General features: G+C 54.7%; 13 protein-coding genes. 8 read left to right on the top strand and 5 right to left on the bottom strand.

Features of this window, described 5'->3' with window-relative positions; translation table 11 throughout:
* The 8 genes from AC0IXI_RS12780 (at nucleotide 1) to AC0IXI_RS12745 (ending at nucleotide 9,816) form a co-directional block, all read left to right on the top strand.
* Entirely contained in the window at nucleotides 1–1,116 is a 1,116-nt protein-coding gene (locus AC0IXI_RS12780) for a Gfo/Idh/MocA family protein (RefSeq protein WP_471682541.1), read from the top strand.
* A gap of 234 nt (nucleotides 1,117–1,350) precedes the next feature.
* Complete coding sequence (locus AC0IXI_RS12775; RefSeq protein WP_064518727.1) at nucleotides 1,351–2,616, top strand: ABC transporter substrate-binding protein; 1,266 nt, start codon at nucleotides 1,351–1,353, stop codon at nucleotides 2,614–2,616.
* Nucleotides 2,617–3,534: a carbohydrate ABC transporter permease gene (locus AC0IXI_RS12770; protein ID WP_064518728.1), complete on the top strand. Its 918-nt coding sequence runs from the start codon at nucleotides 2,617–2,619 to the stop codon at nucleotides 3,532–3,534.
* Complete coding sequence (locus tag AC0IXI_RS12765) at nucleotides 3,534–4,379, top strand: carbohydrate ABC transporter permease (RefSeq protein ID WP_064518729.1); 846 nt, start codon at nucleotides 3,534–3,536, stop codon at nucleotides 4,377–4,379. The genes AC0IXI_RS12770 and AC0IXI_RS12765 overlap by 1 nt, the downstream gene beginning before the upstream one ends.
* A gap of 2 nt (nucleotides 4,380–4,381) precedes the next feature.
* The gene (locus tag AC0IXI_RS12760; RefSeq protein WP_413498315.1) at nucleotides 4,382–5,476 is read left to right on the top strand and encodes an ABC transporter ATP-binding protein; all 1,095 of its coding nucleotides are present in this window, start codon (nucleotides 4,382–4,384) and stop codon (nucleotides 5,474–5,476) included.
* Nucleotides 5,477–5,481: 5 nt separating this feature from the next.
* The gene (locus AC0IXI_RS12755) at nucleotides 5,482–7,149 is read left to right on the top strand and encodes a glycoside hydrolase family 13 protein (protein ID WP_471682540.1); all 1,668 of its coding nucleotides are present in this window, start codon (nucleotides 5,482–5,484) and stop codon (nucleotides 7,147–7,149) included.
* Between the two features lie 3 nt (nucleotides 7,150–7,152).
* Nucleotides 7,153–8,802, top strand: a complete 1,650-nt coding sequence (locus AC0IXI_RS12750; RefSeq protein WP_471682539.1) for a glycoside hydrolase family 13 protein — start codon at nucleotides 7,153–7,155, stop codon at nucleotides 8,800–8,802.
* A 213-nt stretch (nucleotides 8,803–9,015) separates the two neighbouring features.
* Nucleotides 9,016–9,816, top strand: a complete 801-nt coding sequence (locus tag AC0IXI_RS12745) for a YdcF family protein (RefSeq protein ID WP_471682538.1) — start codon at nucleotides 9,016–9,018, stop codon at nucleotides 9,814–9,816.
* Nucleotides 9,817–9,820: 4 nt separating this feature from the next.
* Here AC0IXI_RS12745 and AC0IXI_RS12740 read toward each other — a convergent pair whose 3' ends face one another.
* From AC0IXI_RS12740 to AC0IXI_RS12720, 5 genes are all read right to left on the bottom strand, one after another.
* A complete protein-coding gene (locus AC0IXI_RS12740) occupies nucleotides 9,821–11,239 on the bottom strand; it encodes an L-fucose/L-arabinose isomerase family protein (RefSeq protein WP_471682537.1) in 1,419 nt (472 codons plus the stop codon).
* A gap of 24 nt (nucleotides 11,240–11,263) precedes the next feature.
* On the bottom strand, nucleotides 11,264–12,754 hold the full coding sequence (locus AC0IXI_RS12735; RefSeq protein ID WP_471682536.1) for an FGGY family carbohydrate kinase: 1,491 nt from the start codon (nucleotides 12,752–12,754) through the stop codon (nucleotides 11,264–11,266).
* Between the two features lie 2 nt (nucleotides 12,755–12,756).
* A complete protein-coding gene (locus tag AC0IXI_RS12730) occupies nucleotides 12,757–13,701 on the bottom strand; it encodes a transketolase family protein (RefSeq protein WP_064518736.1) in 945 nt (314 codons plus the stop codon).
* Nucleotides 13,694–14,524, bottom strand: coding sequence for a transketolase (locus tag AC0IXI_RS12725; RefSeq protein ID WP_064518737.1), 831 nt, complete (start codon nucleotides 14,522–14,524; stop codon nucleotides 13,694–13,696). The genes AC0IXI_RS12730 and AC0IXI_RS12725 overlap by 8 nt, the downstream gene beginning before the upstream one ends.
* Nucleotides 14,525–14,610: 86 nt before the next feature.
* Entirely contained in the window at nucleotides 14,611–15,711 is a 1,101-nt protein-coding gene (locus AC0IXI_RS12720; protein WP_064518738.1) for an ABC transporter permease, read from the bottom strand.

The raw sequence follows: 15,711 nt of genomic DNA, 5'->3' as shown, positions 1-15,711 counted from the left end.
ATGAAACGTATTCGGTTAGGCATGGTCGGTGGCGGTGAAGGCTCGTTTATTGGTGGCGTGCACCGTATTGCAGCTCGTCTTGATGACCAGTTCGAACTGGCGGCGGGGGCGTTTTCGTCCTCACCGGAAGTGGCAAAGCGCAGCGGTGAAGCGCTGTTTATCGCAGCCGACCGCTGTTATGCCAGCTGGCAGGAGATGGCGCAAAGCGAGGCAGCACACCCGGACGGTATTGAAGCGGTTTCGATAGTCACCCCTAACCATTTGCACGTTCCGGTGGCAAAAGTGTTTCTGGAACACGGTATTCACGTTATCTGCGACAAACCGCTCGGGGTTACGCTTGCCGAGGCGCAGGAGCTTGCGCAGATTATCCATGCAACCGGCCTGCAATTTATTCTGACCCATAACTACAGCGCACTTCCGATGGTGCGCGAGGCCCGTGCACGAATCGCTAACAGCGAAATCGGCGATATTCGCGCCATCGAAGTAGAGTATTTGCAGGACTGGCTGAACGACCGACTGGAATTGACCGACAACAAACAGGCGAGCTGGCGCGCAAATCCGGCCATGGCGGGAGCCGGAGCGATTGGTGATATCGGTACCCACGCCTGGCAACTCGCGGCATTTGTTAGCGGCATGGAACCCGATACCGTGCGCGGTGAGCTTTTGACGCGCATTCCGGGACGAGTGATGGACGACGAAGTGTACGCTGAAATGCGCTACGCCAACGGTGCGCGCGGGCGTTTGTGGGCAAGCCAGGTCGCACCCGGTTTTGAAAACGATCTGCGCCTGCGTATCGTTGGCAGCAGGGCGACTATCAGTTTCCGCCAGCAACAACCTGAAATTCTGGAAATTCATCCGCATCATGGCAATAGTTACACTGTCACGCGAAATGGTGTAAATAACCACGACTCCGTGCGCCATCAGTGCCGCACCCCCGCCGGACACCCGGAAGGGTATCTGGAAGGTTTCGCGCAAATCTACCGCGAAGCGGCGGTGAAAATTCGTGGCGGCGATGCCCCGTGGTTGCCGGGTATTGCCGAAGGGATTGCGGGGATGAAGTTCATCGAAACGGTGCGTGAGAGCAGCAAGCTCGGGGGTGAATGGCTGCCGTGGTGATGACACTGGGGTGGATGGCGCTCACGCTTATCCACCCTTCAAAACCCATTTATCTACCCGCATAGCGCGTCCTGCGCAAAAGTGAAATAAAAAATAACATTACGTGCACCGCGTCGAGAAATCGCGCAAAGGTTAGCCAGCTAAGTTGCCGTCTGGTTCGATTGTTAACTAGCTTTTTTATTGGTGCGTTTAAAACGCACTCCCTCAGGTTTGGTCTGAACAAAAGAGGAAATAATGAAAAAGCTGACGTTAAGTCTTATTACCTTAGCGCTTGCGGGCGTTTCTAACGCTGCGTTTGCCGATACCCTACGCATGGAATGCCCAATCTCTCCTGGCGGTAAGGAATACTGCAAATACGTCAAAGACCGTTTTGAAAAGCAGACCAGCAACAAGCTGGAGTTTATCGAGTTCCCGGCAGCTTCTGACGAAAAGCTGGCTCTGCTACAACAACTGTTTGCCGCCAAAGATGAGAAAGCCGTGGACTTGTTCCAGTCAGACACCATTTGGGTGGGGCTGCTCGATAAGCAAACGCTCGATTTAACCGATGCAGTCAGCGATATGAAAGGTGATTTCTTCCCCGGCCCGTGGGCGAATGACACGGTGAACGGCAAAGTGAAAGCGGTGCCTGCGTACCTCGATACTGGCGTGTTGTATTACCGCAAAGACCTGCTGGAAAAATACAATGAACAGCCACCAAAAACCTGGGAAGACCTGACGCGCATCGCGACCAAAATTCAGGACGAAGAGCGCAAAGCGGGGCACAAAAACTTCTGGGGGATGATCTTCCAGGGCAAGTCGTATGAAGGGCTGACTTGTAACGCGTTGGAGTGGATTGACTCTTACGGCGGCGGCACCTTTATCGACGAAAAAGGGAACGTGACCGTTAATAATCCGAAAGCGGCGGCAGCACTGGATATGGTCGCAGGCTGGATTGGCAAAATCACGCCGAAAGGGGCGTTAGGCTACAAAGAGGAAGAGTCGCGAGCGGTATTCCAGAACGGCGATGCGCTGTTTATGCGCAACTGGCCATATGCATATCTGCTCTCACAGGGCGCGGATAGCCCGCTGAAAGGCAAAGTGGGCGTGGCTCCGCTTCCTGCCGGGCCGGACGGGAAGTCTGCCAACGCTCTGGGCGGCTGGCAATGGTCGGTTAACGCCAATACCAAAAACAAAGATGCGGCCATTGCGCTGCTAAAAATCCTCACCGATGCAGATTCGCAGAAAATGCAGCTGAAATATCTCGGCTTTGCACCGACGCGATCGGCCCTGTATGAAGACAAAGCCGTGCTGGAAGCCGCACCGCATCTGACGATGTTTAAAGATATCTTTGCCAACGCTGTACCTCGCCCGGCAACGGCAACCAAAAGCCAGTATCCGCGCGTTTCTAACGCCATCTTTAACGTGACCTTCAAAGTGCTCAACGGTAGCAGCGATGGCAAAACAGCGGTCGCCGATCTGCAAAAACGTCTGGAGCGCGTCAAAGGTAAGGACTGGCATTAATTGGCGCATACAGGCTATCAACAACGGCGTCGCCGTATCGCGTGGATACTGGTGGCGCCAGCGCTGTTACTTCTGGCACTGGCGGCGGGATGGCCGCTGGTGCGTACCTTCTTTTTCAGCTTCACCAACGCGATGCTCGACAACCCATCGGAGTACCAGATGGTGGGGCTGGCAAACTATTACGCGACACATGACGGCGACACCAGCGGCGTGTTGGTAGACTCGTTGTGGTGGCAGGCTGTCGGCAACACTTTGTGGTTTACCGTGGTATCTGTTGGCATCGAGCTATTTCTCGGGATGTTGCTCGCGCTGCTAATGAACCAGAAATTTCGCGGCCAGGGCTTAGTGCGCACCGCGATTCTGGTGCCGTGGGCGATTCCGACCATTGTGAGCGCCAAAATGTGGGGCTGGATGTTCCACGACCAGTACGGCGTAGTGAACGATTTACTGGCGAAAATATTTGGCTATCAGGCGCATCTTGCGTGGATTGCCGAACCTTCGCTGTCGATGTGGGCGGTGGTGATTGCCGATGTCTGGAAAACCACGCCGTTTATGGCGCTGATGTTACTGGCGGCACTGCAACTGATCCCTACCGATCTCTACGAGGCCGCTCGCGTAGACGGTGCCAGCCCGTGGCAAAGGTTCAAGCGCATCACATTGCCGTTGATTATGCCGGCGATGATTGTGGCGCTGATTTTCCGTGTGATGGACGCAATGCGCATCTTCGATTTGATCTTCGTGCTGACCTCTAACAGCGAAGCGACGATGTCCGTCTCTGGTTACGCCCGCGAGCAGATTATCTCTTATCAGGATATGGGGATGGGTTCGGCGGCGTCCGTGCTGGTGTTTATGATGGTGGCAGGCATTGCCGCCTGTTTCATCCGCGTCTCGCGCTTAAATGAGAAGGAGAAGCGGTGATGAAAACCACTCGTCGGCAGCGCAATTTCGCTCACAAACTGGTGATTTACGCCGGGGCGACTTTTGCGGTGCTGTTTTGCGTGTTCCCGTTTTACTACGCGATTATCACCTCACTTCGCACCGGGCAGGAGCTGTTCCTTCCTGCCTATTTACCCAGCGGCTGGCACTGGCAAAACTACGTCACCGCGCTGATGGATAACGGCATCGCCCGCAGCCTGCTGAACTCGGTACTGGTGGCGACGATAACCGTCGGCATCTGCCTGCTGGTGTCGATTACCGCCTCTTTTGCACTGGCACGGGTGCCGTTCCGTGGGCGTAAATTCCTGCTGTTCACCATTCTGTGTGTCTCGATGTTCCCGCAGGTCGCGGTGCTGACGGGCATGTTTGAGCTGGTCCGTTTTCTCGGGCTTTATGATTCGCTCGGTGCGCTGGTGCTGTCGTACACCACGTTTTCGCTGCCGTTTACCGTCTGGGTGCTCACCACCTTTATGAAGTCTATTCCCATTGAGCTGGAAGAGGCGGCGATTGTTGATGGCGCCAAAACCTGGACCATCATCCGCCGCGTGTTTGCGCCGATTCTTGCCCCCGCGCTGGTGACCACTGGGCTGCTGGCGTTTATCGGTGCCTGGAATGAGTTCATGTTCGCGCTGACATTTATTATTTCCGGCGACAAACGCACGGTGCCGGTCGCTATCAGTATGTTCAGCGGCGCGTCTACATTTGAGCTGCCGTGGGGCAGCATTATGGCGGCGTCAGTGGTGGTGACGCTGCCGATTATCGTGTTGGTACTTATCTTCCAGAAACGCATTGTCAGCGGGCTGACCAGCGGAGCGATTAAGGGATAACCATGGCGCAACTCGTACTCGATAAAATTCAAAAACGTTACGGCACGGCATCTGAGGTGATTAAACCGCTCGATCTGGAAGTGAACAGCGGGGAATTTGTGGTGGTGGTTGGGCCGTCTGGTTGCGGGAAATCAACGCTGCTGCGTATGGTCGCAGGCCTTGAGGAAATCAGCGGCGGCGAGATGCGCATTGACGGGGTTTGCGTCAATGACGATTCTCCGTCAGAGCGCGGCATCGGCATGGTGTTCCAGTCCTACGCGCTCTACCCGCATATGACGGTGTACCAGAATATGGCATTTGCGCTGGAAATGGCAAAATTGCCGCTCAAAACCATCGACGAAAAAGTGCGCGAGAGTGCGCGTATCTTGCAACTCGAGCATCTGCTTGACCGTCGGCCAAAAGATCTCTCCGGCGGCCAGCGCCAGCGTGTCGCTATCGGGCGGGCAATCGTGCGTGAGCCGAGCCTGTTTTTGTTCGATGAACCGCTTTCAAACCTTGATGCTTCGCTGCGCGTGCAGATGCGTATGGAAATCGCGGCGCTGCATAAACGGATTAATGCCACCATTTTGTACGTCACCCACGACCAGGTCGAAGCGATGACGCTTGCCGATCGCATCGTAGTGCTTAATCAGGGGCAAATTGAGCAGGTGGGAACACCGCTGGAATTGTATGACCGCCCGGCAAACGTGTTTGTCGCGCAGTTTATTGGTTCGCCAAAAATGAACCTGATCCCCGGCGTTTTGGTTTCTGGCAACGCCCAGCGCACCGATGTAATGCTGGAAAACCGCCAGCTTATTTCGCTGCCGGTTAACGGCGCTGGTGTGCCTGAAGGCCAGCCGGTACAGCTTGGGATTCGCCCGGAACATATCCAGCTAACCGAACTGGCACAAGCGGATATCGAAGGGGAAATTTTATTTGTTGAGCAGATGGGTAACGAGACTTTGCTCTACGTAAATAGCGGTTACGGTAGCGAACCGCTGGTGATGCGCCATACTTTCAGGCTTGAGATAAAAGCTGACCGACGCATTGGTCTGCGGCTGCCGCCTGAGAATTGCTACTTGTTTAACAGCGACGGGCGGGCGTTTGTGCGAATTTAAGGTGAATGGATCGACAAAACAAGGAGAAATCAGTGGAAAAAAAATGGTGGCACAATGCGGTGGTGTACCAAATCTATCCGCGTAGTTTTATGGACAGCAATGGCGATGGTATCGGTGACATTAACGGCATCATCAGTAAACTCGACTACCTGCAACAGCTCGGCATCAACCTGATTTGGCTCTCACCCGTTTATCGCTCGCCGATGGATGACAACGGCTACGACATTTCCGACTACGAGGATATAGCCGCCGAATTTGGCTCCATGGCGGAGATGGAAACCCTTATTGCCCAGGCGAAACAGCGCAATATACACATCCTGATGGATTTAGTCGTCAACCATACCTCCGACGAACACCCCTGGTTTATCGAAGCACTGAAATCGAAAGATAACCCGTATCGTGACTTTTATATCTGGCGCAAACCTGCGGCAGATGGCGGCCCGCCGAACGATTTCCGCTCGTACTTTGGCGGCAGCGGTTGGGCGCTAGACGAGGCCAGCGGCGAATATTACTTGCACCAGTTTTCAAAACGCCAGCCCGATCTGAACTGGGACAACCCGCGCGTTCACGATGAAGTCCACGCCATGATGAACCGCTGGCTTGCTAAAGGCATCGGCGGTTTCCGCATGGACGTTATCGACCTGATTGGTAAAGAAGTGGACGAGCAGATTATGGCGAACGGCAAAAATCTGCACATGTTGATCCGCCAGATGAACCGCGCCACCTTTGGTAAAGGGGATTACGTGACGGTCGGTGAAGCCTGGAGCGCCACGCCTGAAGACGCGCTGCTCTATAGCGGGGCCGAGCGCGAAGAACTCTCCATGGTTTTCCAGTTCGACCACATCAAACAGTTCTGGGATGAGCACGCTGGGAAATGGCGTAGCAAGCCGTTTGAACTGGCAAGTTTCAAAGCGGTGATTGAGAAGTGGCAAACCGCACTGTCGCACCAGGGCTGGAATTCCTTGTTCTGGAGCAACCACGATTTACCGCGTGCGGTGTCTAAATTTGGCGATGAAGGAGAGTTTCGTGAGCCGTCAGCCAAAATGCTCGCCACCGCACTGCACTGCCTGAAGGGCACGCCATATATCTATCAGGGTGAAGAGATCGGAATGACCAACGTGCGGTTCGGGAACATCGACGAATACCGTGACATTGAAAGCCTGAATCTTTATCACGAGCGGCTGGCGCAAGGCGTCAGCCATGAAGAGATGATGCTCGGCATTCATGCTAACGGGCGCGATAACGCCCGTACGCCGATGCAGTGGGACGACAGCCCAAACGCAGGTTTTACCACAGGCAGTCCGTGGATTGCGGTGAACCCTAATTACCACGAGATCAACGTGGCCGCAGCGCTGGCCGAACCAGATTCAATATTGTGGCATTACCAGAAAATGGTAGCGCTGCGTAAACAGTACCCGGTTCTGGTCTACGGCGATTTCCAGCCTGTTTTGCGCGAACACCCGCAGGTTTTTGCGTGGTTGAGAACGCTTGGTGATGAGCGGTTACTGGTGGTGAACAACTTTACCGCTGAGTACCTGACGCTCGACATTCCGCCTGAAATGCAGAACTGGCATGGCGAGTGTTTAATCAGCAACTATGCACCGCGCGACCAGCTTGCGGTGAGTCTCGAGCTACAACCTTATGAATCTTTTGCTTTATTAATCGGGAGGTAAACGATGGCGAGCTGGTGGAAAGAGGCGGTGGCCTACCAGATTTATCCGCGCAGTTTTAAGGACAGTAACGGCGACGGCATTGGTGACCTGAACGGCATCACCGAAAAACTCGATTATCTGAAAGACCTCGGCATCGATCTGATTTGGATCTGCCCGATGTACAAATCGCCGAATGATGATAACGGCTACGACATCAGCGATTATCAGGAGATCATGGCGGAATTTGGCACAATGGCTGATTTTGACCGCCTGCTGAGTGAAGTTCACGCCCGTGGAATGCGACTGATTATCGACTTAGTGGTCAACCACACGTCCGATGAACACCCGTGGTTCCTTGAATCCCGCTCCTCACGCGATAATCCCAAACGCGACTGGTACACCTGGCGCGACGGGAAAAATGGCGCGGAACCCAACAACTGGGAAGGGATTTTTAAAGGCTCGACCTGGGAGTTTGACCCGCTAACCGAACAATATTATCTGCATCTGTTTACCCGCCGCCAGCCGGATCTGAACTGGGAAAACCACGATGTGCGCCGCGCCGTGTACGACATGATGCGCTGGTGGCTGGATAAAGGCATCGACGGGTTCCGCATCGACGCCATCGCGCACCTGAAAAAAGAGCCGCTGCTGGCTGATGTACCGAATCCTGACAAACTGCGTTACGCGCCATCAATGAAAAGCCATCTGAACTATGACGGGCTGCTCGATTACGTCGACGATATGAGCCAGAACGTGCTTAAGCACTACGATATTGTCACCGTGGGTGAAATGAATGGCCTGTTCGCAGAACACGCCGAAGAGTGGGTGGGCGAACACCGCGAGCGGCTGAATATGGTATTTCAGTTCGAACATGTGCGGTTGTGGGAGCCGGAAGCCGGTTTGCGCCCGGAACCGGCGGTGTTAAAGAAAATCTTCACCGCATGGCAGGAAGCGCTGGAGGGCAAAGGCTGGAATGCGCTGTATGTAGAAAACCACGATCTGACGCGCATTACGTCACGCTGGGGTGACACCGAACACCACTGGCGAGAAAGCGCGACCTGCATTGCCGCGCTCTATTTTCTGATGCAGGGCACGCCGTTTATCTACCAGGGGCAGGAAATCGGCATGACCAATACCCGATTTAACAGCCACGACGATTTTGATGACGTGTCAGCAAAAAATATGTGGCGTGAAATGGAAGCGCAGGGCAAAAGCGAAGAAGAGATTATCGCGTTTCTCACCAATACCGGGCGCGACAATTCCCGCACGCCAATGCAATGGAATGCCTGGCCGAACGCCGGATTCAGCGATGGTGAGCCGTGGTTTAAGGTGAATGCCAACTTTGAAATGATCAACGTTGCCAGCCAGCAGCAAGACCCGGATTCAGTGCTGAATTTCTATCGCGCGTTAATTCAGTTACGTAAACAAGAGCGCACGCTGGTTTACGGTCGTTATGAGCTGGAACTGGAAGACAACCCGCAAATTTACGCCTACCGACGTGTGCTCGATAACACAGAGATGGTGGTGCTGTGCAATATGTCTGCGAAATCGGCACGCTGGACGGCGGAAGAATTACCGCTCGAATGGGCCGAGTGTGTGCTGGGGAATTACCCGCAGGTGGATGAGCTCTATCGGCTGCACCCGTGGGAGGCGCGGGTTTATAAGCTCGCGTAAACAATTTTGTCGGATGTCGCTACGCTAATCCGACCTACGCGATATCAGATGGCTTTGTTTTGTAGGGTGGATTAGCGAATAGCGCCATCCACCGTTGACTCCGGTCCAGCCGGATGTCTCTGCTGCACAAACGATGAAAGTCTCAGAGCAACCTGATGTAGTAACGGCATTGCCTGCGGTATGATGTGCGCTGGTTTTTAACAAGGAGGGGTTATGTTGACGACAACATTTCCAGCTTTGCAGCCGACAACCATCAATGCCATTAATACGCTTGGCGAATGGCTTTCTCACAATGAGTTTGCCGCGCCACCTGCGGTTTGCGATGGTCAATTGATTATCCTCGCGGGTAATGCCGTTATCCCTACCATTGACGCAGCCTGTGAGCTTGCCGCCAATAGTGAATTGCCGTTGCTGATTACCGGCGGAATAGGCCATTCAACGACTTTTTTATACGCGGCGATTGCTAAGCACCCGCGCTACAACACGATTCCCACCACTGGTCGCGCGGAAGCCGCCATCATCAAAGATATTGCCACCGAATTCTGGAAAGTCCCGGCAGAAAAAGTGCTGACGGAAGAGAAGTCCACCAACTGTGGCGAGAATGCGCGTTTCACTTATGAGTTGCTGCAAACACTGGAAATAACGCCCGCTCGCGCGATTATCATTCAGGATCCGACCATGCAGCGCCGTACCGTCGCGACGTTTGAACGCGTCTGGCAAAGCGACTTGCATAAACCGCAATGGCGTAGCTGGCCGGGTTTTGTTCCGCACTTAGTCAGTGACGAAACTCATACCGCTTTTAGCCTGCATGAAAAGGGCTTATGGCCGGTTGAGCGGTATATTTCGCTGGCACTGGGGGAGATCCCGCGTATCAGAGATGATGCGCAGGGCTACGGGCCGAATGGGCGTGACTTTATTAGCCATGTTGATATTCCGACTGCGGTAATGAATGCCTGGGAAATTCTCGCCAATGACGCCGCGCTGGCGCAATTAATGCACGAGCGCGGCTTATAAGTCATTAACGATGCAGGTAACATTTCACCCCTAAATACTTGCTGAACGCCTCCTGCAATACTACACCCGTCGCCGAGTGGTTCATGGCGACGTGGTGTTCAAAGCCGTTATTACAAATCCACGCCAGTAAATTCTCCAGATGTGGCACTTCAATCACCGCGCGGCAGCCAACGGTATCTAACGCATCGTCAACGGATTGCCCTTCACCGACATACGCTTTCACTTCCCCGGTAAAATCATCGGAAGAGAGGCGGAAATAGGTGAGCGGGCCACTTTTCAGGCGGCCATGCACCGCGCCACAGGTGTTCTCTTTGCCGACGGTGGTGCCGATAATATCGGCGGTACCCATCGACGGAGATTCCAGGCTGCTGCTGGCAAAGTTCCCGCAGTGGAACAGCACGCATTTGTTGCGATCGTCGCCGAAGTTATTGTTCCAGTCGGCAATTGAGGCAGGATTAAGCGACGCGCTGGCAAGGGCATACATCGACAGTGCGCCCATCACATCCACTTCGCAGGCGCTTGGCATTAACTGCCCGGACATCACGCTCATAATCGAGCAAACGTTAATGCCGAGGTTTTCCTGAAGCGAGGTCCAGCACTGGATCGCGGTGGTGTCGATGTCGTTTGCCACTACCCATTCGCTGATCACCACAAACAGTTTTGCCATTTGGGTTAACTTATCGGCGGGAATGCCGCTGGCATCGGCGTTTTCAATTAAGATGCCGCGCTTCTCATGCACGCGCAGATCGTCATCGCTGATGTGTTTGATGCGGGTGAAGATTTCCGACAGGTCGAGGGTTTCAACCGCCACGCCCATTTTTTCGAGCAGTTTTTCGCTGTAGCGCACGGTGTTAAAACTGGCCGGACGCGCCCCAATCGCCCCGATACGCACGCCCTGCATTGATTTCACCACCCGGCAGATTTGCGCAAAACGCTGTAAATCTTGTTCGAATACTTCACCGCTTAACGCACACACATGCTGCGTGGTGAGCGTGAAGGGGATGTTGTACTGACGCAGGTTGTTGCACAGGGAAATTTTCCCGCAGAAGCTATCGCGGCGTGTCGCCAGGCCCATTTTGTCGAGGTTGTCTTCTTCTGCCTGAATCAGCACCGGCACTTTGAGGCCGGAAAGACGAATCGCTTCTGCCACTGCTTTTTCATCGCCAAAGTTTGGCAATAACACCACCACACCGTGAATGTCGTCACGATGCTGGCGGAACAGTTCGGCGCAGACTTTGGCATCTTGTCGGGTTTCCACACCGCCGAGATGCGTTTGACCATCTTTTAACATCACGGTTTTGATACCCAGTTTGCCAAACAGGGCTTCAGCCTGTTCATGCGCCTGCGCCACTAAATAGCTTGGGAAGAACCCGCGGTTTCCGATGATCACACCGAAGGTCAGTTGTTTAGGGATTCTGGACATAGCTTCACTCCGCTCAAAATAGATTTAATTCGGCATAAAGCGGCAGCGCGCTACTGCTTCAAGCCATTGTTTATAGTTTTGTTGCATTGTTTTTTGTTGTTCTGCCTGTGGCAGCAAACGCTCGCCACAGTTGGCCAGTGCCGCAAGCGGTGTGCCGTCTTGCCACCAGCCGAGAGTTTTACCTGCTAACAGCGTCGCGCCGAGTGCGGATATTTCAGCCGCGGGTTGAATGATTAACGGGCGTTGTAGCACATCAGTTTGCAACTGCATCAACCAGCGGTTCTGGGTGGCGGTGCCATCAACGCACAGCGATTCGAGGTGCTGGCCAGTTGCCTGTTCCATCGCGAAAAAGACATCGGCAATTTGATAAACCAGTGATTCCAGTGCGGCTCGCGCCAGCACCGCAGGGGTAGCGGCGTCCGTCAGGCCACAAATCATGCCGCGTGCATGGAGATCCCACCACGGTGCACCCAGCCCGGAAAGCGCAGGCACGTAATAGACGCCCTGGTTACTTTCTACGTATTGTGCAAGCCGGGTCAGTTCTGCCGGGTCGCTGATGCCAAGCATTTTCCCCAGCCATGCGGCACCTGATCCGGTGTGGGTGATGTTGCCTTCCAGCGCGTAATTCAGCTCGCCGTCGTGCCAGGCAAGCGTGGTGCTCAGGCGATTGCTGCGGGTTGCCGGTTCGGGAAGCGAAAGCATCAATGACGAGCCGGTACCATAAGTGGCTTTAACCACCTGCCCGCAAACACTGCGTTGGGCGTACAGTGCCGCATGTGAATCACCGATCAATGCCAGCACCGGCGTGCCAATCGGCAAACCGGGAATGGTGTTGATTTGCACTTCGCCATGATGACCGGAAGATGCGCGCACTTCAGCAAGTGCCGCACGCGGAATGCCGAATAATTTGAGTAATTCGTCGTCCCATTCCCCCTGATAAATATTGAACAGCTGCGTGCGGGCGGCATTCGAGTAGTCGGTGGTAAACGAGTGTCCGGCAGTCAGTTGCCAGTTCAACCAGGAATCGATGGTCCCGATACACAGCTCACCCGCTGCGGCACGCTTCATGCCGTCGGGAATAGCATCGAGCAGGGCGCGGATTTTTGCCGCCGGGAACAGAGGATCAACGGGCAGCCCCGTCAGGCGGGTGATCAGTTCACCGTGGCCCTGCGCTAAAAGTTGCTCACATATCTGTTCTGAGCGGCGGTCCTGCCAGCTCACGACGGGCGTGAGCGCTTTGCCATCATGGCGCTGCCACACCAACACGGATTCACGCTGGTTGCTTATCGCAATGCCTGCGATGGTGACGGAGCCAAGTTGTTGCAGGCAGCCGCTCAGTGCTTCGCAAACGGCTTGCCACAATGCAATTGGGTCTTGTTCTGCAAGCCCTGGAGCCGGGTGCGTCATTGCCACGCCGACACTGCAACGGGCGCAGATTTGCCCGTTGCTATCCACCGCCACCACTTTGGCGTTGGTGGTGCCCTCATCAATAGCCAGAATTATCGGGCTGGACATGGCTATGCTCCTTTGCAAAGCGCCGTGGCGGAACGTGTTACCCCTGCGGCATCAATTCCATGATGGGCACGCATCTCCTTGCGATCCGCCGCAATAGCATAGCTACCGTCTGCAATACCGAGCCGCAACAGAGGGATGCCACACCCGGCTTCCGCTAACACTTCAGCGACCAGGCTGCCAACACCGCCATTCACGTTGTGCTCTTCAACGGTTATCACATGGCGTGAATTTTTAAGCATGGTGAGAAGTTGCGCGGTATCGCAAGGGCGGATAGACGGAACGTTGATCACAGCCGCATTAATACCCAAATCTGCGAGTTGTGCCGCCGCCGTGACAGCTTCATGCACCGTTGAACCCATTGCCACTAAGGCCACATCGTCGCCTTCGCGCAGCTGATTAATGGCACCTGGTTTGAACTGATAATCTGCGTCGTGCAGTTCCGGCAATGCTTTGCCGTCAAGACGAATGTAGACCGGGCCAATGTGTTCCAGTGCGTAGTCAATAATCTGGCGGCATTCAATCGGGCAAGAAGGTGCGTAGATTTCAATGTTGCCAAAACCGCGCAGCACGGCGATGTCGTCAATGCTGTGGTGGGTGCTGGCGAGCGGGCCATAACTGGCTCCGGCATTGAGGCCAAAAAGTTTGACGTTGCTGTTGTTGTAGCAAACGTCGACTTTGATCTGCTCATTGGCGCGTGAGATTAAAAACGGAGCCGCATTGCAGGTGACGGCTATTTTCCCGCCCATCGACAAGCCCACCGCCGTGCCTACCAGCGTCTGTTCGGCAATCCCGACGTTCACCAGCCGGTCGGGAAACTGCTTCATAAATGGGGATATTTTTGCCGTAGAAGTTGAGTCGGCCACGACCGGCACCAGGTCTACGCCACGTTCGACGGCGTCAATAAAGGCATTCACCATTACGGTTGCCAGGTGTTCGCTATTACTCATCTTTCAGTTCCTCCAGCGCCAGTTCGATTTCGTCACCTTTCGGTATCCGGTGGTGCCATTCCGCGCGTCCCTGAATAAAGGAGATGCCCGCGCCTTTGGTGGTGTTGGCAATCACGACGTGCGGTTTGCCGTGCGGTTGTAATCCTTCAAGTGTTGTGACCACATCAGCCATATCGTTGCCACGGCACTCGGTGACTTCCATGCCGAATGCGCGCCATTTCTCATCGAGCGGGTCGGTATTGAGGATCTCTTTGGTCGAGCCTGCGAGTTGCAGATTGTTTTTGTCGTTAATAATGATCAGGTTATCGAGCTGGTAATGCGCCGCGACTAACGCCGCTTCCCAGTTGCTGCCTTCTGCCAGCTCGCCATCGCCGGTCACCACAAAGACGCGACGTTTGCTGTTGTCGCGTTTGGCGGCCAGTGCAATGCCAACGGCGACCGGCAGACCGTGGCCGAGCGCGCCGGTGTTAAGTTCCACACCTGGCGTTTTGTGTTTCACCGGGTGGCCGGGCAGGTGAGAGTCGGCATGCTGATAAGTCGGCAACCACTCCACGGGAATAAACCCGGCTTCAGCCAACACGCAGTAATAACCACCAACCGCATGGCCTTTGGACTGAATGTAGATGTCACGTTCGTCGCTGTTAATCAGCTGCGGCGAACAATTCAGTATCCGGAAGTACAGGGCGGTTAAGATTTCTACCTGCGATAAATCCGCCCCGGTATGGCCGCCAGCCGGGCTGTTGGCATTGAGCAGGACGATGCGGCGACGGACGGCGCGCGCTCTCTTTTCCAGATCCGTAACAGACAGTGCGAACGGATTCATAGTGTTACCCCTTGCATTAAAAATCATAGATGAATAATTATTCTGGGTGGGTAAAAAAATACCCGCCGTTCAGGATTTGTGATGCGCTACACTTTCCCGCTGCTTTCCATAATCGCTTTTTGGGCCACGACCGCCGCTTTTTGCTGCATGCGGTTTTGCATCTGGTCGATGATGACCGCCACAATAATCACGATGCCTTTGATGACCATTTGCCAGAATTCACTTACGCCCATCATCACCAGACCGTCAGCCAGGAAGCCAATCACGAATGCGCCGACGAGGGTGCCAAGAATGGTGCCGCGCCCGCCTGCCAGCGATGTTCCGCCGAGCACCACAGCGGCGATGGCGTTCATTTCAAACGCTGTGCCGTTTGCCGGGTGGCTGGCAACCAGTTGAGCGGAAACCACGATCCCGGCAATGGCGGCGCAAAAACCGGACAGCGTATAGACCCAAATCTTCACCTGGCGGACTTTGACTCCTGAAAGTTCAGCGGCGCGTTCGTTATCGCCAATGGCGTAAACATGGCGGCCAAACGGCAGGCGGCGGGCGACATAGGCAATGGCGACGGCCAGCACAATCATCATCCAGATAGCCCACGGAATACCGAACAGCGTGCCGGAGCCAATCAGGTCAAAACCGGTATTGCCGAGTTGTGGGTTTCCGGAAAGTCCGGGGAAGGTTTCACCGCCCGAGGTCAACATGGCGGCCCCGCGCAAGATGTACATGGTGCCGAGGGTGCAGATAAACGGCGCGACGTTGTAGCGGGTGATAATCCAGCCATTACCCGCGCCAATCAGCCCGCCAACCAGCAGCACTAGTGGCACAATCACCCACACACTTGGGAAGATAGCGATACCGAACATCGGCAGCACAATACCTTTGGTTATCAGCCAACCGGCAATCATGCCGCACAGCCCGAGCGTTGCGCCAATCGACAAATCAATGCCCGCCGTGATGATGACAAAGGTGATGCCGAGTGCCAGAAAGGCGTTGATGGCAATGTGTTTAATCATGATCACCAGGCTGCCCATGGCGAGGAAATCAGGCACCATGATGGCGAAGAAGCCGACAATCAAAAACAGCGCAATAAAGGTGCGGAGTTTGAGCAGTAACAGCAGCAGATTTTCCCGCGAGCTGAACGGCGAGCCTGGTCTGGCGTTGAGCGCGACAGTATCATTCGTTTTCAT

The sequence above is a fragment of the Buttiauxella sp. AC038 genome (genome assembly GCF_979253565.1).
This window is presented reverse-complemented; position numbering and strand designations above follow the sequence as displayed.

What these genes read in the sequence shown, in the direction of transcription:
- AC0IXI_RS12780 (WP_471682541.1), top strand. Translation starts at nt 1, where the DNA reads ATGAAACGTATTCGGTTAGGCATGGTCGGTGGCGGTGAAGGCTCGTTT.
- AC0IXI_RS12745 (WP_471682538.1), top strand. Translation starts at nt 9,016, where the DNA reads ATGTTGACGACAACATTTCCAGCTTTGCAGCCGACAACCATCAATGCC.
- AC0IXI_RS12735 (WP_471682536.1), bottom strand. Translation starts at nt 12,754, where the DNA reads ATGTCCAGCCCGATAATTCTGGCTATTGATGAGGGCACCACCAACGCC.
- AC0IXI_RS12730 (WP_064518736.1), bottom strand. Translation starts at nt 13,701, where the DNA reads ATGAGTAATAGCGAACACCTGGCAACCGTAATGGTGAATGCCTTTATT.
- AC0IXI_RS12760 (WP_413498315.1), top strand. Translation starts at nt 4,382, where the DNA reads ATGGCGCAACTCGTACTCGATAAAATTCAAAAACGTTACGGCACGGCA.
- AC0IXI_RS12740 (WP_471682537.1), bottom strand. Translation starts at nt 11,239, where the DNA reads ATGTCCAGAATCCCTAAACAACTGACCTTCGGTGTGATCATCGGAAAC.
- AC0IXI_RS12725 (WP_064518737.1), bottom strand. Translation starts at nt 14,524, where the DNA reads ATGAATCCGTTCGCACTGTCTGTTACGGATCTGGAAAAGAGAGCGCGC.
- AC0IXI_RS12750 (WP_471682539.1), top strand. Translation starts at nt 7,153, where the DNA reads ATGGCGAGCTGGTGGAAAGAGGCGGTGGCCTACCAGATTTATCCGCGC.
- AC0IXI_RS12720 (WP_064518738.1), bottom strand. Translation starts at nt 15,711, where the DNA reads ATGAAAACGAATGATACTGTCGCGCTCAACGCCAGACCAGGCTCGCCG.
- AC0IXI_RS12765 (WP_064518729.1), top strand. Translation starts at nt 3,534, where the DNA reads ATGAAAACCACTCGTCGGCAGCGCAATTTCGCTCACAAACTGGTGATT.
- AC0IXI_RS12775 (WP_064518727.1), top strand. Translation starts at nt 1,351, where the DNA reads ATGAAAAAGCTGACGTTAAGTCTTATTACCTTAGCGCTTGCGGGCGTT.
- AC0IXI_RS12755 (WP_471682540.1), top strand. Translation starts at nt 5,482, where the DNA reads ATGGATCGACAAAACAAGGAGAAATCAGTGGAAAAAAAATGGTGGCAC.